Below are 26,245 nucleotides of genomic sequence, written 5' to 3'. Positions count from 1 at the left end.
TATCGACGAGATTCTGCGCCATTTTTCCGACCCGCGACGAAGGGCTCGCGCCCACGCGTCAGCCTGTTTCCCGCTCGTCCGCGCGCGCATCGCGCCGCATCGCCTGCGGCGGCACGCCGAACCCGCGCACGAACGCCTCGCGCATATGGCGGCGATCACGAAAACCGTTCTCCTTCGCGATCACGTCGAGCGGATGGCGGCTCTGTTCGATCATCAGCCGCGCGGACTCTAGCCGCAGCCGCTCGATCGCCTTCGCGGGCGACTGCCCCGTTTCGAGCGTAAACACGCGGCTGAACTGCCGCGGGCTCAGGTGGACGGCATCGGCCAGATCCTCGACGGTCAGCGCGCGGCCGAGGTTCTGCCGCGCGTAGTTCAACGCGTTCTGGATCCGGTCGGATTTCGGCGCGAGCTCCAGCATTTCCGAATGCTGCGACTGGCCGCCGGCCCGACGCTGGTGCATCACGAGCTTGTGCGCGACCGAGCGCGCGGCATCGGCGCCGAGATCCTTTTCCACCATCGCGAGCGCGAGGTCGAGGCCGGCCGTCATCCCGGCCGACGTCCAGATCGGCCCGTCGACGATGTAGATCCGGTCTTCCTCGACGCGAATCTCCGGGTAGTGCCGCTGCATGTCGCGGCCGAACGCCCAGTGCGTCGTCGCGCGGCGCTGCGCAAGCAGCCCGGCCTCGGCCAGCACGAACGCGCCCGTGCAAATGCCGGCGATCCGCCGTGCGCGCACGTTCGTGCGGCGCAGGAACGCGACCACGCCGGCCGGCGCCGGCGCAGCGAGCGGATCGTTGACCCCCGCGACGATCCACGTATCGACGGCGATCCGCCCGCGCAGCGCGCGCGTGGCGACCGACAGCCCGAGCGACGAGCGCACGTCGCCGCCATCGACCGAATAGTTGTCCATCACGTAGAACGGCTCGCCCGCTCCCATGTTCGCGTACTCGAACACCGACTGCGCGGCGAGCGCCATGATCTGGAAACCGTCGCTGATCAGAAAGCCGATTCGGTGCATGCGTGTTCTCCAGTCCCGGGCGTGCGTTTGGCCCGATGTCCTGAATCATACCTATCTACGTCATTTGTGTCGCCGCGATTCGAAGCCAGAATGCATTCACGCCATTCGGCCACCTTCATCGAAACGGAGCGACATCATGACTCAAGCACATCGCGGTACCGCCCTCATTACCGGCGCGTCGTCGGGCATCGGCGCGATCTACGCGGACCGGCTCGCGCGCCGCGGCTACGACCTGATCCTGGTCGCGCGCAACCGCGACCGGCTGGCCGCCCTCGCCGAGCGCATCACGAACGACACGCGGCGCAGCGTCGAGATCGTCGACGCGGACCTCAACGACCGCGCGGCGCTCGCCGCCGTCGAAACGAAGCTGAAGCAGGACGCGAGCATCACGCTGCTCGTGAACAACGCGGGGGTCGGCACGCACGCCGCGCTGCTCGACAGCGACGTAGACGCGATGACGCGGATGATCGAGCTGAACGTGACCGCGCTCACGCGCCTCACCTATGCAGCCGTGCCCGGCTTCGTCGCCCGTGGCCACGGCGCGGTAATCAACATTTCGTCGATCGTCGCGATCTCGCCGGAAACGCTGAACGGCGTGTACGGCGGCAGCAAGGCGTTCGTGCTCGCGTTCAGCCAGTCGCTGCATCACGAACTCGCCGACAAGGGCGTGCAGGTGCAGGCCGTGCTGCCCGGCGCGACGGCCACCGATTTCTGGCAGACGGGCGGCCTGCCGCTCGAGCACCTGCCGAAGGAAATCGTGATGCCGGCGTCCGACATGGTCGACGCGGCGCTGGTCGGCTTCGATCGCGGCGAACTCGTGACGATTCCGTCGCTGCACGCGGCCGACGAATGGGACGCTTACGAGGCCGCGCGCCGCACGATGGCGCCGCACCTGTCGACCGATACGCCCGCGCCGCGCTACGCGTCGGTACGCTGATCGCGCCGGACTTCCTGAGGATCGAAGGCGGCAAGCTTGCCGAACATCGGGGCGTGCTGCGGCACGAAGTAACACGCGAAGAATCGGCCGACGGTCATCCGGTGTTCGGCGGCACATTTCCGGGCGAGCGTCGGTCGCTTCATTCGTCTGCGGGAAGGCACCGACGATGCACGGCGTCCGGCCGCCCGCGTGCCGGGAAAACGCCGGGAAAACACCCCCGGATTCTTTCCCGGCAGGCGCAAATGGATCGCATTGAAATCCCATTCAAACCCGATTGCCACGCAATTTGTGCAACAGTAAGCTCTACGATCGCAGTTTCCGAGCAGCAATCATCCGGTCGGCATTCGTCCGATCACCTGGGCAATCGTCCGTTGCGGAATTCGACCATGCGGTTCCGTATGTTCATCACCGAGGCCGGCGACGCGCCGGCCGCCGCGCGTGGTTCGGCCGACGGTCAGCCGGCGCTTGCGCCGCCCGAGCTGGAGACCGTCTGCCGCGTCGCGCGTGCGCATTTCGGCACGGCCGGCGCTTTCGTTGCGCACGCCGAAGCCGGCACGCAACACGTGCTGGCCGCCGACGGGACGCTGCCCGCCCCGCTCCCCGCCGATTTATTCCCGCTACCGGCTGAACGAGATCCGTCTGCCGACAGACGATTCGTCCTTCTCGGCGCGAACGGCAACCTGCAATCCGACGACAGTCCACCTCACGCGCCGCAGGTCGTCGCGGCTTGCGAACTGGTCGCGCCCGACGGCGCTGCGCTCGGCACGCTGTGCATCGTCAACCCTGTTGCCCTGACGCTCGACGCGACGCAATGCGCGCTGCTGCGCGACCTCGCTGCGCTGGCCGAACGCGCGCTCGCCCGCGCGATTGCGGAAGCCGCGTTGCGCGAACGGCTCACCATCGTAGAAGAACACAGCACGCTGACGACGCTCGCGCTGACCGAAAGCGGCACCGGCGTGTGGGATCGCAACGTGGAAACCGGCGAGATCCATTACTCGCCGGCCTGGAAGGCGATGCTCGGCTACGCGCCGCACGAGCTGAGCTGCCGGATCGAGGATGCGTACGAACGGCTGCATCCGGACGATGTCGACGACGTGAAGGCGGCCATGCTCGCGCACTTCGAGCGCCGGACCGACAGCTACGAGGTCGAGCACCGCATCCGCTGCAAGGACGGCACGTACAAGTGGATCCGCAGCCGCGGCAAGGTGATCAGCCGCGACGGCAACGGCCGCGCGCTGCGCATGGTCGGCACGACAACCGACATCACGGCGCTGCGCGAGCTTGCCGCGCGGCTGCGCGACTCGGCCGCGCTCGTCACGGATCTCACCGACCAGGTTCCCGGGCTCGTGTTCCAGCTACGGCAGGCGGCCGACGGGCGCCGCACCTTTACCTATGCGAGTGCGGGTATCCGCGACATCTACGAACTGACACCGGAGCAGATCGCCCGCAACGCGGAGGCGGTCGAGACGCGGATCCATCCGGCCGACCTGATCGCTTATCGGCAATCGCTGCATGAGTCTTCCGCGCGACTGACGCCGTGGCGCCTCGAATATCGCGTGCTGCTGCCCGGCCAGGGCCTGCGATGGCGCGAAGGCGATGCGCGCCCGCAACGCATGGCCGACGGCGGCACCGTGTGGCACGGCTTCATCACCGACGCGACCGACCGCAAACGCATCGAGGCCGAACTGCAGCGGATGGCGACGACCGACCACCTGACGCAACTGTCGAACCGCCACGCGTTCATGCGACAAAGCGAAGCCGCGCTGCGCGGCGTGCGCGCGACCGGCCGGGCCGCCGCGGTGCTGATGCTCGATCTCGATCACTTCAAGGCGCTGAACGACCGCTGGGGCCATCCGCTCGGCGACCGCGCACTCCGGCATTTCGCGCGGCTGCTGCTCGCGGAAACCGGGACGGACGGCATCGTCGGCCGGATCGGCGGCGAGGAATTCGCGATCGTGCTGCCGGGATCGGACCTCGATACGGCAATTTCGTTTGCGCGGCGCCTGCAGCAACGCGCGATGCTGGCGCGACTCATGCATGAGGATCAGCAGGTCGAGTTGACCGTCAGCATCGGCATCGACGCGATGCGCGAGTCGGATGTCGGCGCGTACCAGTCGCTGTCGCGCGCCGACAAGGCGCTCTATCTCGCGAAGGATCGCGGCCGCAACCGGATCGAGGTGTATCGGGCGTAATCGAAGCGGTACGAGCCACCCGCGTCGAACCGGACGGCGACAACACCAGCCGCGCGATTGCCCGACCTCGCGATCAATGTTGCGCTTCCGTTCGTACGAGCGCGTCGCCGCCCTTCACGCCGAGCATCAGCGCGACGCCGCTGGCGACCAGCAGCGCGGCCAGCAGGTACACGGCAAGATCCATGCTGCCCGTGCGCGTGCGAATGATCCCGATCACCCACGGGCTGACGATGCCGCTCGTGATCCCGATGCTGCTGATCAGCGCGATCCCGGCCGCGGCCGCGTTGCCCGACAGGTAGCGGGTCGGCACGGCCCAGAAGATCGGCAGCGCGGCGAAGATCAGCGTCGCCGCGATCGACAGGCACGCGAGCATCGCCGCGAAGCTGTGCAGGTGCAGCGTCAGCGCCGCGAGCGCGAGCCCGCCGCCGATCGTGCAGCACGCGAAGTGCCTGCGGCGCTCGCTGGTGCGATCCGAGCGGCGCGCGATCAGGATCAGCCCGACCGCACCGACCGCATTCGGCACGACCGTGTAGAGGCTCACGGCAACGACGTCGGTCACGCCGAAGTCGCGGATCATCAGCGGCATCCAGAAATTGAGCGTCAGCGATGCGCAGGTCAGCGAGAAATAGATGAACGCGAACAGGTACACGCGCGGGTTCGCGAGCGCGGCCGCCAGGCTGCGCCCGTCGTGCGCGCCGCCGTGCCCGCGGCCGTCCGCGCACAGCGCGGCGACGCGCGCCTTTTCATCGGTCGTGAGCCATGCGGCGTCCTGCGGCCGGTCGACGAGGAACGTGAACGCGGCGAACGCGAGCAGGATCGCCGGTGCGCCTTCGATCGCGAACATCCATTGCCAGCCGTGCAGCCCGAGCACGCCGCTCATGTCGCGCATGATCCAGCCCGACATCAGGCCGCCGAGCACGCCGGCCACCGCGACGCCCGCGAAGAACACCGAGATCGCGGCCGCGCGCCGGTTCGCGGGGAACCACCAGGTCAGGTACAGCACGATGCCGGGGAAGAAACCGGCTTCGAACACGCCGAGCAGGAAGCGCAGCACGTAGAAATGCGACGGCTGCGACACGAACATCATCCCGGTCGACGCGATGCCCCACAGCAGCATGATCCGCGTGAACGTGCGGCGCGCGCCGAAACGCGCGAGCAGCAGGTTGCTCGGCACTTCGCAGAACACGTAGCCGACGTAGAACACCGCGGCGCCGAGGCCGTACATCGCATCGCTGAAGCCGAGATCGTGCTTCATCTGCAACTGCGCGAAGCCGATGTTGATGCGGTCGAGGAACGACACGACGTAGCAGAGGAACAGGAACGGGACGATCCGCCACGCGATCTTGCGGAACAGCCGCGCGTCGCCGGATTCCGACGTCGATGAGGATACCGAAGCGCTCGTGTGCGCGAGCGTCGCTTCGGCGGGAAGCGATTGGGGCATGTCTCTCTCCAAACGGGCCGCGCGATTCGAGCGCGCAGCAGTCTCCGAGGGCGTGCATGCGCCCTGCTTTCTTGTGAGACCGGATACGGCGGCGGAAACCGCCGCCCTCAGCGAAACGGCGACGCGTTCAGACGAACGCTCCGCCGCCGTGTGCCGCTCAGTCCTGCAGCGCGGCCCACATTTCCTTGTCGCGCTGCGCGGTCCAGATGCGCGGATGCTTGATGCCGCTCGCCTCGTCGAACGCGCGCGACACGTCGAACGGCAAACAGTGCTCGTAGATGAACACGTGGCCGAACTTCGGATCCATCGCTTCGCGCGTGAGCGCCATCGACGCCTTCAGGTCGAGATTGCGTTCCACGGCCTTGCGGCCCTGCGCGAGCAGCGTCGTGACGAAATCCTTCGTGTAGTCGAGGCCCTTGTTCACGTCGGCCGGATTCAGCAGCGCGGGGCCGCGGCCCGGCACGAGCTTCTCGGCGCCGAGCGCGCGCAGCGCCTCGAGCGTGGCCGGCCACTGCTCGAGCTGCGCGTCGCCGCAGTAGCACGCGGCGTCGTATTCGACGAGGTCGCCCGAGAACAGCACCTTCTGCGACGGCAGCCAGACGATCGTGTCGCCCTTCGTGTGGCCCGAGCCGACATGCATGATCTTCACTTCGAGCTTGCCGAGGAACAGCGTGATCTCGCGCTCGAACACGAGCGTCGGCCAGGTCAGGCCGGGCACCGTCTCGACGCCGGCGAACAGGCGCGGGAAACGCTCGATCTCCGACTTCATGTCGGCCTCGCCGCGCTCGACGATCATCTCGTAGGTGCCGCGGCTCGCGATCACGTGCTGCGCACCTTCGGCGAAATACGCGGACGCACCGAGCACGCGCACCGCGTGGTAATGCGACAGCACCACGTGCTTGATCGGCTTGTCGGTCACGCTGCGGATCTTCGCGATCAGGTCCTGCGCCATCGCGGGCGTCGCGGTCGTGTCGACGATCAGCACGCTGTCGTCGCCGATGATCACGCCCGAGTTCGGGTCGCCCTCGGCGGTGTACGCGTACGCGTTCTCGGACAGCTTCGTCCACGTGACTTTCTTCTCTTCCAGATCGGCTTGGGAGGCGAATGCTTTGGCCATGTTGCGTTCCGTGGCTGCGAGCCATGTGTTGAGGGGTGTGAACGGATCATCTTCTCTCATCGATTATTTGTCAATGACAAATCTACTTGCTATTGTCTAATACGGGTAAACCTGCGGACTGGCGCGATAAATGGCGTCGGATACCATGCGGGGTTTCGTCAATGGAAGAATCATCGCGTGCAGAACCACGAAGTCAGCGCGGACGACGCGCCGCCCAAGGCGCAGCGCGGGATCCAGAGTGTCGAGGTCGGCGGCCGGCTGCTCGACGCGCTCGCGCGCCGGCGCAAGCCGCTCGGCCTGTCGGAGCTGGCAGCGGCAGCCGACCTGTCGACCGCGCAGGCGCATACCTATCTCGTCAGCCTGATGCGGCTCGCGCTCGTGAAGCGCGACGCGATCACCGGCAATTACGAGCCGGGCCCGTTGTCGTTGCGGCTGGGGCTGATGTCGATCGAGAGCCAGCCTGCCTACCGCGCGGCGCTGCCGCACGCGGCACGGCTCGCGGAAGCGGTGGGCTTGAGCGTCGCGCTGTCGGTGCCGGGCGTGCTCGGCCCGACGATCGTGCGCATCGAGCACGGCGGCTATCCGCTGCACGTGAACCTGCACGTCGGCTCGGTGATGTCGCTCGACACGACGGCGACCGGCCGCGTGTTCCGCGCGTTCGGCGATCCTGCGCAACTCGATGCGATGGCGGCCAGCCAGGCCGGCGCGGGCGATACGCTCGCGGGCGCCGAAAGCACGCAACCCGCGCAGGATGCCGGAGCGCAACTGGCCGAACTCGACGCGATCCGCGCACGCGGCATCGAACGCAGCGTCGACCGGCCGAGCCCCGGTGTCAGCGCGATGTGCGTGCCGGTATTCGACGCGCACGGGCGCCTGCAGCTCGCTTTGACTGTGATCGGTTCGAGCGGGTCGATCGATGTCGGCTGGGATGGCCCGATCGCGACCGCGTTGCGCGATGCGGCGCGGCAGGCCACCGCATCGCTGGGCGCGGAACGTGCGGAACCGCCGCCCGCCCCCTCGGCGGGCGCACCGCGCGTGCCGCCCGCGCTGGCCGACGACGCGAAAGCGCAGCGCGGAATCAACGCGCTCGACAGCACCGGCGAGCTGCTGCTTGCGCTGGTATCGGCGGGCCGTGCGCTGCCGCTGCGCGATCTCGCGGCGGCGGCCGGCATGCCGGCGGCGAAGGCGTTTCCGCATCTCGTCAGCCTGCAGAAGATCGGCCTGCTGAGCCGCGACGACGCCGGCTGCTTCGACGGCGGCCCGCTCGGGCAGGCGCTCGGCCTGATCGCGATGCAGCGCGTGTCGCCGACGCGCGACGCAGAAGCCGAGATCGTCGCGCTGGCCGCCGCGACCGACATGAGCGTGGCCGCCGCGACGCTCGGCCCGCTCGGCCCGACCGTGATCCGCCTCGAGGAATCGGCGCGGCCGCAGCACGTGAGCCTGCAGGTCGGCACCGTGATGTCGCTCGTCAATACGGCGATCGGCCGGATCTTCTCGGCCGGCATGTCCGACGACGTGCTGGCCGACCTGCTCGCCAACGAGCCCGTACGCCTCGCCGGCAGCGGCCCCGCGCAGGCCGACGATGCATTCCGTGCGCGGCTCGCGGCGATCCGCGCGGACGCGCTCGATTTCGCGTTCGACGCGCCGGTGCCCGGCATCGGGACGATCGCCGCGCCCGTGTTCGACCACACCGGCAGCATCCGGCTCGTGATCGCGATCATCGGCTCGTCGCGCGGCTTCCCGCGCGGGCCGGACAGCGACCTCGCTCAGACGCTGCTCGCCGCGACGCGGCGGCTGTCGTGGCGGTTCGGGTGGATCGGCCGGTAATCGCCGCAGCGCCGCCTTCTTCCGCGTCGCGCGATTAATCCTCTCTTTCTCCTTGAAGGCCGTGTGCTTGCAACGGCCTTGTCGCGCCTGTCCGCGACCTGGTGGATCGCCCAATTCATGTTGCGCAGCAGCAACATGAATTGTCAGTAATTCTCATATAACGAAATCGCATTTCACAAGGCGGTGACATTTCGTTATGATTAGGGTTATCCCTAACTCGCCCCCTTATATGGGGCTTCGTCATGCAAACGTCTAATGTCTCCGATCGTTCCACCCAATCCACTGGCTGGCTCGCACGTGTTGGCGAGCTGCTTGCAGAAGCCTGGCAGCTCCACCTCGAGAACTGCGAAGTCATCGCCGAAGCGCACGCGCGCCTCCCGCGCTGAACGGAACGATCAGCCGCCAGCCGGCGCGATGACCTGCCGGATCCGCTTGTGCGGACGCGCGCCGCGAGGTCGCTGCGTCCGGCACCGGAATATCTGGCAGGCCACGCGGAAACAGGCCGGGCTTGCCCCGGGTCGAATGCGCTCACCACTCGGGAGCGTTGAGGTCGGTTTGAGGTCCGGCACCGATCGGTATCGGTGCGGTTTTGTCTGCCGGTTGCCCGGACGGGCTACCGTTATCCCGTCGGCGCGCGATTGCGCCTGATCGTTGCGGACGGAAGATTCATCCGTTTTGTCTGCCCGCGTGCGGTTCCACGCCGAACGCCCTCCGTGGCGGCCGATCGCCGGCTTGCTCCGCGCCATCGCGCAGTTGCATGCGCCGTCGTTTCAACGACGGCCGCGCCCCCTTCTCCGCCCCCTCACACCTGGATCGAAGGCACATCCTTCATGCAGCGCAGCGCGAACATCGAGCGGCTGTGCCGGATGCTCGAGATCTTGTACAGCTTTTCGCGCAGGAACCGCTCGTAGCCGGCCGTGCCGTCCACGGCGACCTTGATCCAGTAATCGTATTCACCCGACACCAGATACGCCTCGAGCACTTCCGGCAACGCGGCCAGCTCCGCGCCGAAACGCGCGAGCGCGTCGTCTTCGTGGCGATCGAGCGTGACTTCGAGGATCACGATGTCCGCGTAGCCGAGCATGCGCTGGTTGACGAGCGCGACGTAACCGTCGATGTAGCCGTCGGCTTCGAGCTGCCGCGTGCGGTTCCAGCACGCGGTCGTCGACATGCCGATCTGTTCGGCCAATTCGGCGTTCGACAGCCGCGCATTTTTCTGCAATGCACCAAGGATTTTGCGGTCCTGATTGTCGAGTGTTTTCGGCGTGCGTTCGCGGGTGGCCATGACGAGAAGAATCTTCTACTGAAAATCGCCATTCTATCTGAACAGGATTCCGGTTTCAGACCCGTTTCGCCGGAAAACAGGAAGCCTTTTAACCGGCTCGCTTGATACATTATCTCCATGCCTGTTGCCCGGCACGCTCCCCGCGACAACCCCTTCGCACCGGGACGCACGGCCGCAATCACGAGTTGCGGTGCCGGACAAGCAGGCATGCGATTCCCCGCCGCCCGCACGCCTATCCGACCGCGTGCGGAGCCGGTGCCTGCATCCCGTTCTCGCACTTCCCGTCATGTCGTTCAGGCTTTATCTGTCGTTCCTCGCTGCTTCCGTCGTCCTCATCTACGCGCCCGGCCCCGTCAACCTGCTCACGATGAACCAGGCGCTGCGCGCCGGCTGGCGCCGCGCGCTGCCGTGCGTGTGGGGCGGCACGCTCGCCGTGCTGCTGCAACTCGCGTTGACCGCGCTGTGCCTGAATTCGCTGGTTCATATCGACGAGCACGCGCTCACCGTGCTGCGCTGGGCTGGCGCCGCATATCTCGTGTGGCTCGGCGGCAAGCAATGGCTCGGCCGCTCGCCGGTCAACGCGTCCGCCGCATCGGCGGAAGCCGCAGCCAGGGCTGGAGCTGGAGCCGGAGCCGCGATCGTCCCGCAGGACACCGACACCGGACGCGCGCTGTTCTGGCGCGGCGTCGCGACGTCGGGCCTGAATCCGAAGACGCTGCTGTTCTTTCCGTCGTTCTTTCCGCAGTTCATCAGCCCGAACGCCGACTGGAGCCTGAACCTTCAATACCTGCTGCTCGCCGCAACGTTCGCGCTGCTGTTCGCGGGTGGCGTCGCGTCGATGGCGCTGTTCTCGCACCGGCTGAGCCGCGCGTTGCGGCGGCCGGCGCGGATGCGCGCGATGAACCGCGTGACGGGCGGGCTGCTCGTCGGGATGGGCGCGATCATGGTCGGCTGGAACTGAGCGAGCAGCGCAACCTCGAACGGCTGCGGCTGCCGAAACCCGACACAGTGTTTTCGCCGCAGCAGCTCGCCGGAGAACTGCTCGCAAGCACGCTCAACAACGAACCGGGCGACAAGTCGGTAATCTCGCATCTGGTGTTCGGGACCGCCGATGCCGCCTGCCCCAGTGAACCGCTGGCCCAGTGAGCCGCTGAACCGTTGAGCCGCTAACCGTGTGACCCAGAGCGGTCGGCGCTCGACCGGTACAATCGCGCGATGTCCGAATTGCTCACTTACGGCGGCCTGTTCGCCGTGTCGATGGTCGCCGCGACCCTGTTGCCGCTCCAGTCCGAAGCCGTGCTCGCCGGCCTGCTGCTCGCCAGGCGCGAACCCGTGTGGGCGCTGGTGCTCGTCGCGAGCCTCGGCAACGTCGCCGGCTCCGCGATCAACTGGGCGCTCGGGCGCGGCATCGAGCACTTCCGCGACCGCCGCTGGTTTCCGGTCAAGCCGTCCGCGCTCGCGCGCGCTGAGCGCTGGTATGCGCGCTACGGCCGCTGGTCGCTGCTGCTGAGCTGGGCGCCGGTGATCGGCGATCCGCTGACGATGATCGCCGGCGTGCTGCGCGAGCCGCTGCCGACCTTTCTCGCGATCGTCACGCTCGCGAAGGTCGGCCGCTACCTGGCCGTCGCGTGGCTCGTGACGTACTGACGGTACTGACGCGACCTTTCCTCCGTCGCTGGCGCCTGCTCGCGCCGCCACCGGCTTCGCAACGCTAAAGAATCCGCCGAAGCTGCCGTTCTCCTTACAGTGTGCGGTGACGCGTGCGTTCCGCCCCTCTCCCACCCCACTCAGGATGCCGTATGAGATTGACCCAATTGGGCCGGGTGAGCGTCGGCGCGCGCCTGGCCGCGCTGGCGTGCACGCTCGTCGCACTGCTGTTCACCGTTTTCGCGTGGGCGCTCGCCCATTTCGCCAGCCAGCAACTCGCGGACGAGGCGCACGCGCGAATCGCCGACAAGGAGCAGTCGATCCGTGCGATGGTCGAGATGTTCGACAAGGCGCTGTCGGCCGAAGCCAGTCGCGCGATGTCGCTGTTCGCGAGTTTCCTGCCGGCCGATTTCTCGCTCGACCCGGCGCGCACCGTCGACATCGGCGGCGTCGCCGCGCCCACGCTGTCCGCGGGCGGCCAGCCGCTCGACCTCGATTACTCGATTCCGGACCAGTTCCTGAAGAAAAGCGGCGCGATCGCGACGATCTTCGCGCGCGACGGCGACGATTTCGTGCGCATCACGACGTCGCTGAAGAAACAGGACGGGGCACGCGCGGTCGGCACGCGCCTCGATCGCGCGAGCCCCGCGTATGCGCCGCTCGCCGCCGGGCGCAGCTACACGGGCCTCGCCAAACTGTTCGGCCGGCAGTACATCACGCAGTACAAGCCGGTCACCGACGCAACCGGCCGCGTGATCGGCGCGCTGTTCGTCGGTCTCGACGTCGGCGCGGAGCTGCAAGTCGTCCAGGACGGCATCCGTGCGTTGAAGGTCGGCGATAACGGCTACTACTTCGTGCTCGACGCCGCGCCGGGCGCATCGCGCGGCACCTTCGTCGTTCATCCCGATGCAGCCGGCCAGCGCGCCGACGACGCGCGCGCGCCGTACACGCAGATGCTCGCGGCCGGCCACGGCCGGCTCGCGTATACGTCGGCCGACCCGGCCGCGCACGACAGCCGGCCAACCGCGAAATTCGTGTCGTTCACGACGGTTCCGCAGTGGCAATGGCTGGTCGGCGGCATCGCGATCGACGACGAACTGCTCGCCGGCATGCGCACCCTCCGCGACCGCTTCCTGATGATCGCAGCCGTGCTCGTCGCGGCGTTCGCGGCGCTGTTCGTCGTCGTCGTGAGGCGCGTCGTGAGCCGGCCGCTCGATGCGGCGGCACGCGCGTCCGAACGCTACGCGGCGGGCGACCTCAGCGTGCGGATCCGCGACGGCGAGACGGCACGCGGCGCCACGCGCAACGACGAGATCGGCCGGCTCGTACAGGCGGTCGACGGGATCGGCGACGGCCTGGCGCGGATCGTCGCGCAGGTGCGCAGCGGCTCGGCCGACATCGCGCGCGGCATGGTCGGCATCGCGGCCGGCAGCGGCGACATCGCCGCACGGATCGCGACGCAGGCGAGCAGCGTCGAACAGACGGCGGCCAGCATGGAGCAGATCACGGCCGCCGTGCAGCAAAACGCCGAGCACGCGGCGCAAGCGAACGCGCTGGTCGCGAACGCTTCGGCCGCCGCGACCGACGGCGACGAGGCCGTGCAGCGCGTGGTCGCGACGATGGACGAAATCGGCCGCGCAACGCGCCGGATCGCCGAAATCACGGGCGCGATCGAAGGCATCGCGTTCCAGACCAACATCCTGGCGCTGAACGCAGCCGTCGAGGCCGCGCGCGCAGGCGAGCACGGCAAGGGCTTCGCGGTGGTCGCGGCCGAAGTGCGCGCGCTCGCCCAGCGCAGCGCGGCCGCAGTCAAGGAAATCGACGCGCTGAGCGCCGAATCGTCGACGACCGTCGAACAGGGTTACCGTATCGCGGACGCGGCGCGCGGCACGATGCGCGACATCGTCGCGCGCGTCGATCAGGTCAGCACGCTGATCGGCGAGATCAGCGCCGCGTCGCGAGAGCAATCGACCGGTATCGAGCAGGTGAACCAGGCCGTCACGCAGATCGGGGAGACCACGCAGCAGAACGCGACGCTGATCTCGGACGCCGAACGCGCGGCCGTCGCACTGCGCGACCAGGCCGCGCAACTGTCGGAAGCCGTCAGCGTGTTCCGGCTCGAACGCGACGCATGAGCGTCGACCGGCGGCGGCCGGCGGCCGCTCGCCGCCTACTTCTTGTCGCCCGCCAGGTCGATCGCCTTGTCCGAGCCGACCGCATTGCGCAGCTGGAACTTCTGGATCTTGCCGGTCGACGTCTTCGGCAGTTCGCCGAAACGCACGGCCTTCGGCACCTTGAAGCCCGCGAGCAGTTGCCGGCAGTGCGCGACGATCTCCTCCTCGGTCGCGCATGCGCCTTCGCGCAGCTCGACGAACGCGCACGGCACCTCGCCCCATTTCGGATCGGGCATTGCGACGACGGCCGCAACGGCGACGGCCGGATGCCGGTACAGCGCGTCCTCGACCTCGATGCTCGAGATGTTCTCGCCGCCCGAGATGATGATGTCCTTGCGGCGATCCTTGATGCGGATATAGCCGTCCGGCGTCAGCACGCCGAGATCGCCGGTATGGAACCAGCCGCCGTGGAACGCCTCGTCGGTCGCGTGCGGGTTCTTCAGATAGCCCTTCATGCAGATGTTGCCGCGGAACATGATCTCGCCGAGCGTCTCGCCGTCGGCCGGCACCGGCGCCATCGTGTCGGGATCGAGCACCGTCGCGCCCGCTTCGAGGTGGTAGCGCACGCCTTGCCGCGCATTGAGCCGCGCGCGCTCTTCATCCGGCAGCGCTTCCCAGTGCGCCTGCTTCGCGCACACGGTCGCCGGGCCGTAGACCTCGGTCAGCCCGTACACGTGCAGCAGGTCGAAACCGATCTCCTTCATCTTCGCGATCACCGCCGGCGCGGGCGCCGCGCCCGCGACCATCGCGTGCACCGTGTGGTCGATGCCTTCGCGGAATTCGGCCGGCGCGTTCGCGATCGCGCTCTGCACGATCGGCGCGCCGCAATAGTGCGTGATGCGTTCGCGGCGAATCAGGTCGAACACGGTCTTCGCGTCGAACTTGCGCAGGCAGACGTTCACGCCCGCGCGCGCCGCGACGGCCCACGGAAAGCACCAGCCGTTGCAGTGGAACATCGGCAGCGTCCACAGATACACCGCGTGCTTCGGCATGTCCCATTCGAGGATGTTGCTGATCGCCGCCAGATACGCGCCGCGATGGTGGTAGACCACGCCCTTCGGGTCGCCGGTCGTGCCGGACGTGTAGTTCAGCGCGATCGCGTCCCATTCGTCGGCGGGCTGTGTCCATGCGTAGTCGGCGTCGCCGCTCGCGACGAACGCTTCATAGTCGATCGCGCCCGCGAAACGCTCGGGATCGGCCGGCATCGCATCGGCGACGCAGACGATCTTCAGGCCCGGCACGTCGAGCGCCGCGCGATGCGCGAGCTCCGCGTATTCGGTGTCGACGATCAGCACCTTCGCCTCGCCGTGACGCAGCATGAAGATCACCGACGGCACGTCGAGCCGCGTGTTGATCGTGTTCAGCACCGCGCCGGCCATCGGCACGCCGAAGTGCGCCTCGACCATCGCCGGGATGTTCGGCAGCAGCGCCGCGACGGTGTCGCCGCGCCCGACGCCGGCCTGCGCGAGCGCACTCGCCAACTGCTTCGCGCGCGTATGGGTCTCGCCCCACGTGCGCCGCACGTCGCCGTGCACGATCGCGAGGCGCTCGCCGTAGACTTCCGCCGTCCGGACCAGGAAGTCGATCGGGGTGAGCGGTACGTAGTTGGCATCGCGGCGGCCGAGCCCGGCCTCGAACATCTGCGTCATGATCCTGTCTCCCGTGTTCTGTCGACCGGGGTGCATGCACCCCGGATCGTTTTGATGTGGTTCAATTGCCGACAGCCTAACGGGCGTTATTGTGAGCCGTCTGTCATCGAAACGACAGAGTGCCTTTCGAGCGCTGCGCGTTATCCCTAACCTCGCAAACCCGCACCCATGCACGACCACCACGTTGCGCCGCCCGACGCGGCCGCCCGCCCGGCCGACGCGCTTCCCGAACCGGGCCCGCTGCCGGCGCTGTCGACGCTGTTCGGCCAGTGCGCGTGGTTCCGCACGCTCGCGCCCGAGCACCAGGCGCTGGTGCTCGCGCAGTCGCATGTCGAGCAGCGCGAGGCCGGCGACGTGATCGCGCACCGGCTCGCGCCGTCCGAATACTGGATCGGCGTGCATCGCGGGCTGCTGAAGCTCGCGATCTTCAACGCGTCGGGGCGCGGCTGCACGTTTTCCGGCGTGCCGTCGGGCGGCTGGTTCGGCGAAGGCAGCGTGATCAAGCGCGAACTGCGCAAGTACGAGGTCGTCGCGATCCAGCGCTCGACCGTGCTGTTCGTGCCGGTCGATACGTTCCATGCGCTGCTCGACACGAGCCTGCCGTTCACGCGCTTCGTGATCCACCAATTGAACAACCGGATGGGCGAATTCATCGCGTCGATCCAGAACAGCCGGCTGCTCGACGTCGATGCGCGCGTCGCGCAGGCGCTCGCGCAGCTCTTCAACCCGGACCTGTACCCGGACACCGGCCCGTCGCTGTCGATTTCGCAGGAGGAACTGGGGATGCTCGTCGGCGTGTCGCGGCAGCGGATCAACCAGGCGCTGCAGCAGCTCGAGAAGCTCGGCGCGCTACGGCTCGCGTACAACCAGATCGAGGTCGTCGATCTGGGCGCGCTCGCGCGCTTCGGGATGGAGCAGATCTGAGCGCGGCGCGATGAGCGAAACCGGTGCCGCGTCGGTTCGTCAGTCGCGGCATGTGCGCGCATTTCGTCTGCGGAATCGGCCCGCGGCGACCGCGCGCCCAACCTGACAATTCCGCCAGTTTCGCGACAGTAACCCGTTCCACGCCGACGCCTATCATTCGGGTTCCCGTCACCGACGCCTGATCACCGCCTGTCCCGCTGCCTCCATGTGGATCGTCAATCTCGCGCTCAGGCGCCCCTACACGTTCATCGTGATGGCCATCATGATCGTGCTGGCCACGCCGCTTGCGCTGATGCGCACGCCGGTCGACGTGCTGCCCGCGATCAACATCCCCGTGATCAGCGTGATCTGGAATTACAGCGGCTTCTCCGCGACGGAGATGACGAACCGCATCACGGCCGTGCATGAACGGATCCTGACGACGACCGTCAACAACATCCAGCATGTCGAGTCGACGTCGCTGCCCGGCATCGCGGTCGTGAAGGTGTTCCTGCAGCCCGGCGCGAACGTGCAGACGGCGATCGCGCAGACGGTCTCGTCCGCGCAGGCGATCGTGCGGCAGATGCCGCAGGGCGCGACGCCGCCGCTCGTGATCACCTATTCCGCGTCGAGCATCCCGGTGATCCAGCTCGGGCTGTCGAGCACGACGCTCAGCGAACAGTCGCTCGCCGACATCGCGCTGAACTTCCTGCGCCCGCAACTGATCACGATTCCCGGTGCCCAGGTGCCGTTCCCGTACGGCGGCCGCACGCGCGTGGTCGCGATCGATCTCGATCCGCAGGCGCTGCTCGCGAAGGGCCTCACGCCGGCCGACATCGTCAACGCGGTCAACGCACAGAACCTCGTGCTGCCGACCGGCACCGCGAAGATGGGCCAGACCGAATACCGGATCGACACGAACGCGTCGGCCGATACGGTCGCCGACATCAACAACCTGCCGATCCAGACCGTCAGCGGCGCGACGACCTACCTGCGCGAGGTCGCGTCCGTGCGCGACGGCTTCGCGCCGCAGACTAACGTCGTGCGCCAGAACGGCCAGCGCGGCGTGCTCGTGTCGATCCTGAAAAGCGGCGACGCGTCGACGCTCAAGGTCGTGTCGGACCTGAAGGCGCTGCTGCCGAAGGTGCTCCCGACGCTCCCCGAAGGGCTCACGATCACGCCGCTGTTCGACCAGTCGGTGTTCGTCAACGCGGCCGTGCAGGGTGTGATCCACGAAGCGCTGATCGCGGCCGTGCTGACCGCGATGATGATCCTGCTGTTCCTCGGCAACTGGCGCAGCACGCTGATCATCGCGATCTCGATTCCGCTGTCGATCTTCACGTCGCTGATCGCGCTGTCGGCGCTCGGCGAGACCATCAACATCATGACGCTCGGCGGGCTCGCGCTCGCGGTCGGGATCCTGGTGGACGACGCGACCGTCACGATCGAGAACATCGAACGGCACCTGCATCTCGGCACGCGCCGGGCCGCCCCAAGCGTGCCGAGCGGCCCCCTCGGGGGGCAGCGACCGGAGGGAGCGCGGGGGTCGTCGTTCAGCACGGACCTGCACGAGGCGATCCTCGAAGGCGCCGGCGAGATCGCGGTGCCCGCGTTCGTGTCGACGCTGTGCATCTGCATCGTGTTCGTGCCGATGTTCTTCCTGACCGGCGTCGCGCGCTACCTGTTCGTGCCGCTCGCGGAAGCGGTCGTGTTCGCGATGCTCGCGTCGTACGTGCTGTCGCGCACGCTCGTGCCGACGCTCGCGATGCTGCTGTTCCGCCCGCAGCAGGCGAGCACCGGCCCCGATCATGCGACGTCGCGTTTCGCGCGCCTTCATCATGCGTTCAACAACGCGTTCGAGCGGCTGCGCGCGTGGTACATCGTGCTGCTGAGCATGCTGCTCGTGCGCCGCCGCTTCTACGCGATGTGCTTCCTCGGCTTCTGCGTGCTGTCGACGGGCCTCGTGTTCGCGCTCGGCCGCGACTTCTTCCCGAACGCCGATTCGGGCAACATCCGGCTGCATATGCGCGCGCCGACCGGCTACCGGATCGAGGAAACCGCGCGCCTCGCCGACCGGGTCGAGCGCGTGATCCGCGAAGTCGTGCCGCCCGACGAGCTCGGCGCGATCGTCGACAACCTCGGCCTGCCCGTCAGCGGCATCAACCTGTCGTACAGCAATGCCGGCACCATCGGCACGCTTGACGGCGAGCTGCTGATCGCGCTGAAGCCCGGCCACCGCGCAACCCGGGATTACGTGCAGACGCTGCGCAGGCTGCTGCCCGAACGCTTCCCCGGCGTCGAATTCTTCTTCCAGCCGTCGGACATCATCACGCAGATCCTCAACTTCGGTCAGCCGGCCGCAATCGACGTGCAGGTGCTCGGCAACGATCTCGCGAGTAACATGACTATCGCGAGCAACCTGATGAAAAAGATCAGGCAAATCCCCGGCGCCGTCGACGTGCATGTGCTGCAACGCAACGACGAGCCGACCCTGCTGGCCGACATGGATCGTACGCGCATGCAGCAGCTCAACCTCTCCGCGCAGAACGTCGCGCAGAACATGCTGATCTCGCTGTCCGGCAGTTCGCAGACGACGCCGTCGTTCTGGATCAACCCGAAAACGGGCGTCCAGTACCCGCTGCAGATCCAGACCCCGCAATACGACATCTCGTCGGTCGACGACCTGCTCGGCACGCCGATCTCGGCGAGCGGCCGCACGGGCATGCCGCTGCAACTGCTCGGCAACCTCGTGCAGGTGCGCACCGCCGCCAACCCGGCCGTGATCACGCACTACAACATCCGCCCGGCGATCGACCTGTACGTGAGCGTCGAGGGCCGCGACCTCGGCTCGGTCGCGGGCGAGATCGACCGCATCGTGTCCGACATGCGCGCGAGCCTGCCGCGCGGCACCGACCTGACGATGCGCGGCCAGATCGAGACGATGCGCACGTCGTATATCGGCCTCGGCGCCGGTGTCGCGATGGCGATCGTGCTCGTCTACCTGCTGATCGTCGTCAATTTCCAGTCGTGGCTCGACCCGCTGATCATCATCAGCGCGATGCCCGCCGCGCTCGCCGGCATCGCGTGGATGCTGTTCATCACCGGCACGCACCTGAGCGTGCCCGCGCTGACGGGCGCGATCATGACGGTGGGCGTCGCGACCGCGAACAGCATTCTCGTGGTGTCGTTCGCGCGCCAGCGTCTCGCGGCCGGCGCGCCGCCGCTCACGGCCGCGCTGGAGGCCGGCGCGACGCGAATCCGGCCGGTGCTGATGACCGCGCTCGCGATGATCATCGGCATGGTGCCGATGGCGCTCGGTCTCGGCGAAGGCGCCGAGCAGAACGCGCCGCTCGGCCGCGCGGTGATCGGCGGGCTGCTGTTCGCAACCGTGTCGACCTTGCTGTTCGTGCCGCTCGTGTTCGGCGGCGTGCATTCGCGGCTGGCCCGCCGGCGCGCGCGCCAGGCCGGACACTGACTTTCGCCTATAGACCCGGTCAATTCATGGAAGAGAAACATCACAGCTCCGTCGGCATCCAGGTGGACGAACACGGCATGCACCTGCCGACACGCACGTCGGTGTCGCGGCGCGGGCGAATCGTGCTGATCGTGATCGGCGTGCTGCTGGCCGCCGGCGCCGCGCGCACGATCGTCGTCAACGTGCTGAACCGCAACCGGCTCGACGCGATCGCCGAGCAGAACACGCGCCAGTACGTGAACGTCGTGCGCCCGGCCGACGCGGCCAGCGGCGGCAAGCTGACGCTGCCCGGCACGCTGCGCGGCTTCGTCGAGGCGCCGATCTATGCACGCGCGAGCGGCTATGTGCTGCGCTGGCAGGCCGATATCGGCGCGCACGTGAAACAGGGGCAAGTGCTCGCCGAACTCGACACGCCCGAACTGAACCAGGAGCTCGCGCAGGCCACCGCGCAGCGCCAGCAGGCGCAGGCAGCGCTCACGCTCGCGAAGACGTCGTTCGACCGCGCGCAGCAGTTGCGCCAGCGCGATGCGGTGTCGCAGCAGGAACTCGACGACCGCCAGGGCGCATTCAACCAGGGCACCGCGAACCTCGCCGCGGCCGATGCGAACATGCGCCGGCTCACCGAACTGAAGGGTTTCCAGCGAATCGTCGCGCCGATCGACGGGATCGTCACGCAGCGCAACGTCGACGTCGGCGATCTCGTCAGCTCCGGCAACGCGGGCCGCTCGCTGTTCACGGTCGTGCAGGCCGACCGGTTGCGCCTCTACGTTCAGGTGCCGCAGGCGTACGCGCAGCAGGTGAAGGTCGGCCAGCACGTGAGCGTCGCGCAGGCCGAGCTGCCGGGCCGGACCTTCGACGGCACGATCACGCGCACGTCCGGGTCGATCGATGTCGCGACGCGTTCGCTGCAGATCGAGATCACGCTGCCGAACCCGGATGCACGGCTGCTGCCCGGTGCGTACGTGCAGGCAACGCTGCCGATGACACCGGTCGGCCGCCTGCAGATCCCGGCCAATACGTTGCTGTTCCGCGCCGAAGGCCCGACGGTCGCGACCGTCGACGCGAACGGCCAGGTCCGCCTGAAACCGGTGACGGTCGTGCGCACGATCGGGCAGACGCTCGAAGTCGACGGGCCGCTCACGCCGAACGACCGCCTCGTCGCGAACCCGAGCGACGCGCTCGCGAATGGCGATCCGGTCGTCGTATCGACGCCGGCGGCCAAACCCGCATCGGCCGTCGCGGGAGCGAAGTCGTGATCGCGATGCGCGCCCGCGTGCGGCCCGCGGCGCTCGCCGCCGTCATGGCAGCGGCCGCCCTCGCCGGCTGCACGGTCGGCCCCGACTACCGGCGCCCGGCCGTCGATACGCCGGCCGCGTGGCGGCTCGACCCGGCCGACGCGTACTGGCACCCGGCCGCGCCGGCCCGCGCGCCGCTCGATCCCGCGTGGTGGACCGCGTTCGGCGATCCGCAGCTCGACGCGCTCGAAGCCGACGCGCTGCGCAACAACCAGAACCTGAAAGCCGTCGCCGCGCGCTACGACCAGGCGAAGGCGACGCTCGCATCGGTCGCGTCCGCGCAGTATCCGGCGGTCGGCCTGACCGCGAGCGGCCAGCGCTTCAAGATCTCCGCCGACCGGCCGCAGACCAACTACGCGACGCGCAGCATGTCGACCGTGCAGAACGAGATCCAGGTCGGCGCGAGCGTCAGCTACGAGCTCGACCTGTTCGGCCGCGTGCGGCGCAGCGTCGAATCCGCACAGGCAAGCACCGAGCAGGCGCACGACGATTTCGCGAACGCGCGCCTCGTGCTGACCGCCGATCTCGCGTCGAGCTATTTCGCGCTACGCGAGTTGGACAGCGAGATCGACGTCGTCAAGCGCTCGATCGACCTGCAGCAAAAGGCGCTCGACTACGTGAGCGCGCGCCACGAACTCGGTGCCGTGTCGGGCCTCGACCTGCTGCAGCAGCGCTCGCAGCTCGACGCGACGCGCACGCAGGCACAGTTGCTGATCCAGCAGCGCGCGCAGGTCGAAACCGCGATCGCGACGCTGGTCGGCACGCCGGCCCCCGAATTCTCGCTGCCGCCGCGCGTGGTGCCGATCAACGCGCCCGCGCTGCCGACCGGCATGCCGAGCGACCTGCTGCAGCGGCGCCCCGATGTCGCGTCGGCCGAGCGCGCGATGGCGGCCGCGAACGCGCAGATCGGCGTCGCGCGCGCCGCGTATTTCCCGCGCATCGCGCTGTCGCCGGACATCGGCTGGGATGCGACGCGCTTCGCGAGCCTGTTCACCGTGCCGGCGCTGCTGTGGTCGGTCGGCGCGTCGGTCAGCCAGCCGCTGTTCGAAGGCGGCAAGCTGAAGGCCGGCGTCGATTTCGCGCAGGCCGGTTATGCCGCCGCGCAGGCCAGCTACCGGCAGACCGTGCTCACCGCGTTCCAGGAGGTGCAAAATGCGGTGACGAGCCTGTCGGTGCTGGCCGACGCCGCGCAGCAGGCATCGGCGGCCGTCGACGACGCGCGCAAGCTCGTGTCGCTCGCGCAGGACCGCTACGCGGGCGGCCTGACCCCGTTCATCGACGTGCTGACGGCCCAGCAGCAACTGCTGACGAGCGAGCGCCAGGCCGTGCAGATCCAGGGCCAGCGCGCGGCGCTCGTCGTCTTTCTCGCGAAGGCGCTCGGCGGCGGCTGGGACGGCGATGCGACGAGCGGCCCCGCGCCGTCCGACGTCGCGGCGGCCGGCCCGCAGCGCACCGCGGGCGTCGGCCCCTAACCCGGTTACGCGGAACAACAACATGAAAGTGCTGATCGTCGAAGACGAACCGAAAGTCGTCGAATACCTGAAGAGCGGCCTGACCGAGGAAGGCTGGGTGGTCGACACTGCGCTCGACGGCGAGGACGGCGCGTGGAAGGCCGTCGAATTCGACTACGACGTGGTCGTGCTCGACGTGATGCTGCCGAAGCTCGACGGCTTCGGCGTGCTGCGCGCGTTGCGCGCGCAGAAGCAGACGCCCGTCATCATGCTGACCGCGCGCGACCGCGTCGACGATCGCGTGCGCGGGCTGCGCGGCGGCGCCGACGACTACCTGACCAAGCCCTTCTCGTTCCTCGAACTGATCGAGCGGCTGCGCGCGCTGACGCGCCGCGCGCGCGTGCAGGAATCGACGCTGATCTCGATCGGCGACCTGCGCGTCGACCTGATCGGCCGCCGCGCGACCCGCGACGGCACGCGGCTCGACCTGACCGCTCAGGAATTCCAGCTGCTCGGCGTGCTCGCGCGGCGCAGCGGCGAGGTGCTGTCGAAGACGACGATCGCCGAACTCGTGTGGGACGTGAACTTCGACAGCAACGCGAACGTCGTCGAGACGGCGATCAAGCGCCTGCGCGCGAAACTCGACGGCCCGTTCGCGGACAAGCTGCTGCACACGATCCGCGGGATGGGCTACGTGCTCGAGGCGCGCGAGGACGGCGACACCGAGAGGCACGCTTGATGAAACGCTCGATCGTCCTGCGGCTGTCGGCGATGTTCGGCATCGTGTCGCTGCTCGTGTTCACGCTGGTCGGCTGCGGGCTGTTCGTGATGATGGAGCGCCAGCTCTTCGCGGAACTGCGCGCGACGCTCGACACGCGCGCGAAGGTCGCCGAGATGATCGTGTCGCATGCGACGACGGCCGCGCGCGGTCGCATGATGCAGGAAAAACTCGCCGATCTCGTCCCGCCCGACGGCTCGACGCGCTATCAGGTCGACAGCACGAACCCGGCATTCCGCTTCGGTACGCCGGTAAACGGCGTGCCCGTCGATCCGCCATTCGGCGCGTTCCAGCGCTATGCGCTGAACGACAGCAGCTATGACGTGATGACGAAGACCGTCACCGTGGCCGGCAGCGGCGAGCGCCCGACGCTGAAGCTGATCGTCGCCAGCTCGTGCGAGCGCACGCAACGGATGCTGCGCCGCTTCGGCTTGACGCTCGCCGCGCTGATCGCCACGGCCACCGTCGTCACGCTGCTGCTGAGCCGCGCGGTCGCGCGCTTCGGGCTCGCGCCGCTCGACCGGCTGTCGCAGGATGCGGCGACGGTGAGCGCCACGAACCGCCGCCAGCGGCTGCAGACCGACGCGCTGCCGGCCGAGCTGCGCGATCTCGCCACCTCGTTCAACGGCGCGCTCGAGCGCATCCAGCAAACCTACGCGCGGCTCGAAGCGTTCAACGCCGACGTCGCGCACGAGCTGCGCACGCCGGTCAGCATCCTGATCGGCCAGACCCAGGTCGCGCTGACGAGCCGCGATCGCTCGGTCGACCGGATGCGCCAGACGCTGCAGTCGAACCTCGAGGAATTCGAGCGGCTGCGCGTGATCATCAACGACATGCTGTTCCTGTCGCGCAGCGATCGCGGCGAACGCGCGACCGACCTGAAGGACGTGTCGCTCGCCGACGAGGTGCGGCGCATGCTCGACTTCCTCGAAATCCCGCTCGACGAAGCGCAACTGCGCGCCGAACTGCACGGCGATGCGCGCGCGGCCGTCGATCCGTCGCTGTTCCGCCGCGCGATGACGAACCTGCTGATCAACGCGATCCAGCATTCGGCGCCCGGCGCGACGCTGCACGTGACGATCGCGCGCCGCGACGCGCTCGTCGAAATGGCCGTCGCGAACCCGGGCGAGCCGATCGATCCCGTGCAGCGTTCGCATGTGTTCGAACGCTTCTACCGGCTCGAGGAAGCGCGCGCGAACAGCAAGGAAAACCACGGGCTCGGGCTGTCGATCGTCAAGGCCGTGGCCGAGATGCACGGCGGCAGCGTGTTCGTCGCATGCTCGGGCGGCGTCAATACGTTCGGCTTCTCGGTGTCGACGCAACCCTGCGCGGGCGGACCGCTACGCGCGGGCGACGCCGCCGATGCCGCCGGTTCGACCGGGCCGCACGACACGCGGCCGGCGCACGCGCCGCGCGCGTTGCACTGACGGCGGCAGCGCGCCGCCGAGGGCAGTTTTCTTCAATACGGGCCGGTGCGGCTCCCGTAGTCTCGATGCGACTTTCGACATTTCGCATGGAGACACCCGATGAGCATGCTGGTTTCGATGGCCGCGTTCGCGCTCGCCTCGTCGATCACCCCCGGTCCCGTCAACATCGTCGCGCTCAGTGCCGGCGCGCGCCATGGCCTCGGTGCGAGCCTGCGCTACGCGGCCGGCGCGACGCTCGGCTTCGTCGCGCTGTTCCTGCTGATCGGCCTCGGCCTGCACGCGGCGCTCGTGCGCTGGCCCGTGCTGACGACCGCCACGCAGTGGTCGGGGATCGCGTTCCTGCTGTACATGGCGCTGCGGCTCGCGCTCGATGACGGCCGGCTGTCAGCCGCCCCGGACGTGGCCGGCCCGTCGGCGGCGGCCGGCGCGGCGATGCAGTGGCTGAATCCGAAGGCGTGGCTCGCATGCGTGGCCGCGATGGGCGCGTATGCGGCCGATGGCGACCGCGCGCAGGTCTGGCAATTCGCCGCGCTGTATCTGGTGATCTGTTTCGCGTCGATCGCGTGCTGGGGCTATGCGGGCGCGTCGCTGCGGCACCGGCTCGCGAACGCGCGGCGCATGCGCATGTTCAATCGGCTGATGGCGCTGCTGCTCGCGGGCAGCGCGCTTTTCCTGCTCGACGTCTAGCCGGCCGGTCCGCAGATCGGGCGCCTCGGCGCATCGACGGCGCACTCCGCACTCCGCGTTCCGCCGCCCTGGCGCTCAGCTCATTGCGCTACGGTACTGTCCGGGCGTCGCGGCCGCGATCCGCCGGAATGCGCGCTGGAAATGGGCCTGATCGGCAAAGCCGGCGTCGAGCGCGACTTCGGCGATCGGCCGGCCGCGGCGCAACTCGGTGCGGCCGTACTGCACGCGGCGATCGATCAGGAACGCATGCGGCGTCATCCCGTAGCGCGCGTTGAACGCACGGATCAGGTACGACGGCGACAAGTCGGCCGCCGCGCAGACCGCATCGAGCGTCACGCCCTCGCGGCAATGCGCGGCGATGTAGTCGGCCGCGCGCGCGAGCTTCGCGTTGTCGTCTCCCGGCCGCGGATCGGGCAGCTCGCGATCGAGCGCGCCGTGCAGTTGCGTGAAGAATTCGACCGCCGCGCTCTCCTTGCCGAGCGGATCGATGCCGGGCGACACGAGCGCGCGGTAGAAGCCGCCAAATTGCGCGAACAGGTCGCGCCGCTCCGTCAACTTCGGCGAAAACCCGTGAAAATCGCTGTTCGGATCGCGGCCCAGCGAATGCTGCAACCGCGCGAGCCACGGCACGTCGACATAGACCATCCGGTATGCCCATGCGTCGGGGCCGTACGGATTGCACGCGTGCACCTGCTCCGGATCGATGATCACGAGCACGCCGCGCCCGACATGCGCGTTCGTCGCGCCGTTCACGTAGGTGCTCGTGCCGCCGACGATCGCGCCCACCGAAAACGTGTCGTGCGTGTGCTTCGCGTAGCAGATCGCGCGCCCGTCGTCGACGGTGCGCGCCTCGATGAACGGCAGCGCGGCATCCCGCCAGAACGGCGACGGTACGGCGGATCGGTTGGAGATACGGCTCACGCGGCGGGCTCCTGGTTCGGG

The 26,245-nt window shown here is 68.4% G+C and carries 21 protein-coding genes and 1 pseudogene; 15 read left to right on the top strand and 7 right to left on the bottom strand.

Features of this window, described 5'->3' with window-relative positions; all coding sequences use genetic code 11:
- Positions 1 to 58 precede the first annotated feature (58 nt).
- The gene (locus ACPUER_RS16555; protein WP_425131599.1) at positions 59 to 1,018 is read right to left on the bottom strand and encodes a GlxA family transcriptional regulator; all 960 of its coding nucleotides are present in this window, start codon (positions 1,016 to 1,018) and stop codon (positions 59 to 61) included.
- A gap of 136 nt (positions 1,019 to 1,154) precedes the next feature.
- On the opposite strand from ACPUER_RS16555, the gene ACPUER_RS16550 reads away from it, so the two are divergent.
- Positions 1,155 to 1,955 (top strand): SDR family NAD(P)-dependent oxidoreductase, encoded by an 801-nt coding sequence (locus ACPUER_RS16550; protein ID WP_425131598.1) that lies wholly within the window; start codon positions 1,155 to 1,157, stop codon positions 1,953 to 1,955.
- On the opposite strand, the gene ACPUER_RS16545 is transcribed toward ACPUER_RS16550, so the two are convergent.
- The gene (locus tag ACPUER_RS16545) at positions 1,937 to 2,236 is read right to left on the bottom strand and encodes a hypothetical protein (RefSeq protein WP_425131597.1); all 300 of its coding nucleotides are present in this window, start codon (positions 2,234 to 2,236) and stop codon (positions 1,937 to 1,939) included. The two genes, ACPUER_RS16550 and ACPUER_RS16545, sit on opposite strands and share 19 nt — an antisense overlap.
- 105 nt (positions 2,237 to 2,341) lie before the next feature.
- Here ACPUER_RS16545 and ACPUER_RS16540 point away from each other — a divergent pair, with 105 nt between their 5' ends.
- Positions 2,342 to 4,147: a sensor domain-containing diguanylate cyclase gene (locus ACPUER_RS16540; protein WP_425131596.1), complete on the top strand. Its 1,806-nt coding sequence runs from the start codon at positions 2,342 to 2,344 to the stop codon at positions 4,145 to 4,147.
- A 73-nt stretch (positions 4,148 to 4,220) separates the two neighbouring features.
- Here the strand turns inward: ACPUER_RS16540 and ACPUER_RS16535 are convergent, their stop codons facing one another.
- On the bottom strand, positions 4,221 to 5,588 hold the full coding sequence (locus ACPUER_RS16535; RefSeq protein ID WP_425131595.1) for an MFS transporter: 1,368 nt from the start codon (positions 5,586 to 5,588) through the stop codon (positions 4,221 to 4,223).
- Between the two features lie 157 nt (positions 5,589 to 5,745).
- Complete coding sequence (locus ACPUER_RS16530; protein ID WP_072436919.1) at positions 5,746 to 6,705, bottom strand: MBL fold metallo-hydrolase; 960 nt, start codon at positions 6,703 to 6,705, stop codon at positions 5,746 to 5,748.
- A 177-nt stretch (positions 6,706 to 6,882) separates the two neighbouring features.
- Between ACPUER_RS16530 and ACPUER_RS16525 the strand changes: the two genes are divergently transcribed.
- Together ACPUER_RS16525 and ACPUER_RS16520 are read left to right on the top strand one after the other, a co-directional pair.
- Entirely contained in the window at positions 6,883 to 8,532 is a 1,650-nt protein-coding gene (locus ACPUER_RS16525) for an IclR family transcriptional regulator (RefSeq protein ID WP_425131594.1), read from the top strand.
- Between the two features lie 242 nt (positions 8,533 to 8,774).
- Complete coding sequence (locus tag ACPUER_RS16520; RefSeq protein ID WP_425131593.1) at positions 8,775 to 8,918, top strand: hypothetical protein; 144 nt, start codon at positions 8,775 to 8,777, stop codon at positions 8,916 to 8,918.
- A 416-nt stretch (positions 8,919 to 9,334) separates the two neighbouring features.
- On the opposite strand, the gene ACPUER_RS16515 is transcribed toward ACPUER_RS16520, so the two are convergent.
- Positions 9,335 to 9,817, bottom strand: a complete 483-nt coding sequence (locus ACPUER_RS16515; protein WP_425131592.1) for an Lrp/AsnC family transcriptional regulator — start codon at positions 9,815 to 9,817, stop codon at positions 9,335 to 9,337.
- Between the two features lie 286 nt (positions 9,818 to 10,103).
- Between ACPUER_RS16515 and ACPUER_RS16510 the strand changes: the two genes are divergently transcribed.
- From ACPUER_RS16510 to ACPUER_RS16495, 4 genes and pseudogenes are all read left to right on the top strand, one after another.
- Entirely contained in the window at positions 10,104 to 10,778 is a 675-nt protein-coding gene (locus tag ACPUER_RS16510) for a LysE family translocator (RefSeq protein ID WP_425131591.1), read from the top strand.
- Positions 10,775 to 10,963: pseudogene (locus tag ACPUER_RS16505) on the top strand (hypothetical protein); the annotation flags it as partial. The gene ACPUER_RS16510 and the pseudogene ACPUER_RS16505, both read left to right, overlap by 4 nt.
- 69 nt (positions 10,964 to 11,032) lie before the next feature.
- Positions 11,033 to 11,464 (top strand): YqaA family protein, encoded by a 432-nt coding sequence (locus tag ACPUER_RS16500; protein ID WP_425131590.1) that lies wholly within the window; start codon positions 11,033 to 11,035, stop codon positions 11,462 to 11,464.
- A 152-nt stretch (positions 11,465 to 11,616) separates the two neighbouring features.
- Positions 11,617 to 13,599 carry a methyl-accepting chemotaxis protein gene (locus ACPUER_RS16495; protein ID WP_425131589.1) on the top strand — a complete coding sequence of 661 codons (1,983 nt, stop codon included), beginning with the start codon at positions 11,617 to 11,619 and terminating at the stop codon, positions 13,597 to 13,599.
- A gap of 35 nt (positions 13,600 to 13,634) precedes the next feature.
- Here the strand turns inward: ACPUER_RS16495 and ACPUER_RS16490 are convergent, their stop codons facing one another.
- Positions 13,635 to 15,287, bottom strand: coding sequence for an acyl-CoA synthetase (locus ACPUER_RS16490; protein ID WP_425131588.1), 1,653 nt, complete (start codon positions 15,285 to 15,287; stop codon positions 13,635 to 13,637).
- A 168-nt stretch (positions 15,288 to 15,455) separates the two neighbouring features.
- Between ACPUER_RS16490 and ACPUER_RS16485 the strand changes: the two genes are divergently transcribed.
- From ACPUER_RS16485 to ACPUER_RS16455, 7 genes are all read left to right on the top strand, one after another.
- Positions 15,456 to 16,211 carry a Crp/Fnr family transcriptional regulator gene (locus tag ACPUER_RS16485; protein ID WP_175959040.1) on the top strand — a complete coding sequence of 252 codons (756 nt, stop codon included), beginning with the start codon at positions 15,456 to 15,458 and terminating at the stop codon, positions 16,209 to 16,211.
- Positions 16,212 to 16,416: 205 nt separating this feature from the next.
- Positions 16,417 to 19,665 (top strand): efflux RND transporter permease subunit, encoded by a 3,249-nt coding sequence (locus ACPUER_RS16480; protein WP_310139861.1) that lies wholly within the window; start codon positions 16,417 to 16,419, stop codon positions 19,663 to 19,665.
- A gap of 26 nt (positions 19,666 to 19,691) precedes the next feature.
- Positions 19,692 to 20,921, top strand: a complete 1,230-nt coding sequence (locus ACPUER_RS16475; RefSeq protein ID WP_425131587.1) for an efflux RND transporter periplasmic adaptor subunit — start codon at positions 19,692 to 19,694, stop codon at positions 20,919 to 20,921.
- A 5-nt stretch (positions 20,922 to 20,926) separates the two neighbouring features.
- Positions 20,927 to 22,432, top strand: coding sequence for an efflux transporter outer membrane subunit (locus ACPUER_RS16470; protein ID WP_425131614.1), 1,506 nt, complete (start codon positions 20,927 to 20,929; stop codon positions 22,430 to 22,432).
- Positions 22,433 to 22,454: 22 nt separating this feature from the next.
- Complete coding sequence (locus ACPUER_RS16465) at positions 22,455 to 23,150, top strand: heavy metal response regulator transcription factor (protein ID WP_174382823.1); 696 nt, start codon at positions 22,455 to 22,457, stop codon at positions 23,148 to 23,150.
- Positions 23,150 to 24,616: a heavy metal sensor histidine kinase gene (locus tag ACPUER_RS16460; RefSeq protein ID WP_425131586.1), complete on the top strand. Its 1,467-nt coding sequence runs from the start codon at positions 23,150 to 23,152 to the stop codon at positions 24,614 to 24,616. Before ACPUER_RS16465 ends, ACPUER_RS16460 begins: the two co-directional genes overlap by 1 nt.
- A gap of 99 nt (positions 24,617 to 24,715) precedes the next feature.
- A complete protein-coding gene (locus tag ACPUER_RS16455; protein ID WP_175959035.1) occupies positions 24,716 to 25,303 on the top strand; it encodes a LysE family translocator in 588 nt (195 codons plus the stop codon).
- Positions 25,304 to 25,378: 75 nt separating this feature from the next.
- Here ACPUER_RS16455 and ACPUER_RS16450 read toward each other — a convergent pair whose 3' ends face one another.
- Positions 25,379 to 26,224: an AraC family transcriptional regulator gene (locus tag ACPUER_RS16450; protein WP_310139851.1), complete on the bottom strand. Its 846-nt coding sequence runs from the start codon at positions 26,222 to 26,224 to the stop codon at positions 25,379 to 25,381.
- Positions 26,225 to 26,245 lie beyond the last annotated feature (21 nt).

This window comes from Burkholderia sp. DN3021, assembly GCF_049805555.1.
Taxonomy (GTDB): Bacteria; Pseudomonadota; Gammaproteobacteria; order Burkholderiales; family Burkholderiaceae; genus Burkholderia; species Burkholderia pyrrocinia_C.
This window is presented reverse-complemented; position numbering and strand designations above follow the sequence as displayed.

Excerpts from the sequence above, each read along its gene's own strand:
- ACPUER_RS16555 (WP_425131599.1), bottom strand. The coding sequence starts at position 1,018 with ATGCACCGAATCGGCTTTCTGATCAGCGACGGTTTCCAGATCATGGCG.
- ACPUER_RS16550 (WP_425131598.1), top strand. The coding sequence starts at position 1,155 with ATGACTCAAGCACATCGCGGTACCGCCCTCATTACCGGCGCGTCGTCG.
- ACPUER_RS16540 (WP_425131596.1), top strand. The coding sequence starts at position 2,342 with ATGCGGTTCCGTATGTTCATCACCGAGGCCGGCGACGCGCCGGCCGCC.
- ACPUER_RS16535 (WP_425131595.1), bottom strand. The coding sequence starts at position 5,588 with ATGCCCCAATCGCTTCCCGCCGAAGCGACGCTCGCGCACACGAGCGCT.
- ACPUER_RS16530 (WP_072436919.1), bottom strand. The coding sequence starts at position 6,705 with ATGGCCAAAGCATTCGCCTCCCAAGCCGATCTGGAAGAGAAGAAAGTC.
- ACPUER_RS16520 (WP_425131593.1), top strand. The coding sequence starts at position 8,775 with ATGCAAACGTCTAATGTCTCCGATCGTTCCACCCAATCCACTGGCTGG.
- ACPUER_RS16515 (WP_425131592.1), bottom strand. The coding sequence starts at position 9,817 with ATGGCCACCCGCGAACGCACGCCGAAAACACTCGACAATCAGGACCGC.
- ACPUER_RS16510 (WP_425131591.1), top strand. The coding sequence starts at position 10,104 with ATGTCGTTCAGGCTTTATCTGTCGTTCCTCGCTGCTTCCGTCGTCCTC.
- ACPUER_RS16500 (WP_425131590.1), top strand. The coding sequence starts at position 11,033 with ATGTCCGAATTGCTCACTTACGGCGGCCTGTTCGCCGTGTCGATGGTC.
- ACPUER_RS16495 (WP_425131589.1), top strand. The coding sequence starts at position 11,617 with ATGAGATTGACCCAATTGGGCCGGGTGAGCGTCGGCGCGCGCCTGGCC.
- ACPUER_RS16490 (WP_425131588.1), bottom strand. The coding sequence starts at position 15,287 with ATGACGCAGATGTTCGAGGCCGGGCTCGGCCGCCGCGATGCCAACTAC.
- ACPUER_RS16485 (WP_175959040.1), top strand. The coding sequence starts at position 15,456 with ATGCACGACCACCACGTTGCGCCGCCCGACGCGGCCGCCCGCCCGGCC.
- ACPUER_RS16480 (WP_310139861.1), top strand. The coding sequence starts at position 16,417 with ATGTGGATCGTCAATCTCGCGCTCAGGCGCCCCTACACGTTCATCGTG.
- ACPUER_RS16475 (WP_425131587.1), top strand. The coding sequence starts at position 19,692 with ATGGAAGAGAAACATCACAGCTCCGTCGGCATCCAGGTGGACGAACAC.
- ACPUER_RS16470 (WP_425131614.1), top strand. The coding sequence starts at position 20,927 with ATGCGCGCCCGCGTGCGGCCCGCGGCGCTCGCCGCCGTCATGGCAGCG.
- ACPUER_RS16465 (WP_174382823.1), top strand. The coding sequence starts at position 22,455 with ATGAAAGTGCTGATCGTCGAAGACGAACCGAAAGTCGTCGAATACCTG.
- ACPUER_RS16460 (WP_425131586.1), top strand. The coding sequence starts at position 23,150 with ATGAAACGCTCGATCGTCCTGCGGCTGTCGGCGATGTTCGGCATCGTG.
- ACPUER_RS16455 (WP_175959035.1), top strand. The coding sequence starts at position 24,716 with ATGAGCATGCTGGTTTCGATGGCCGCGTTCGCGCTCGCCTCGTCGATC.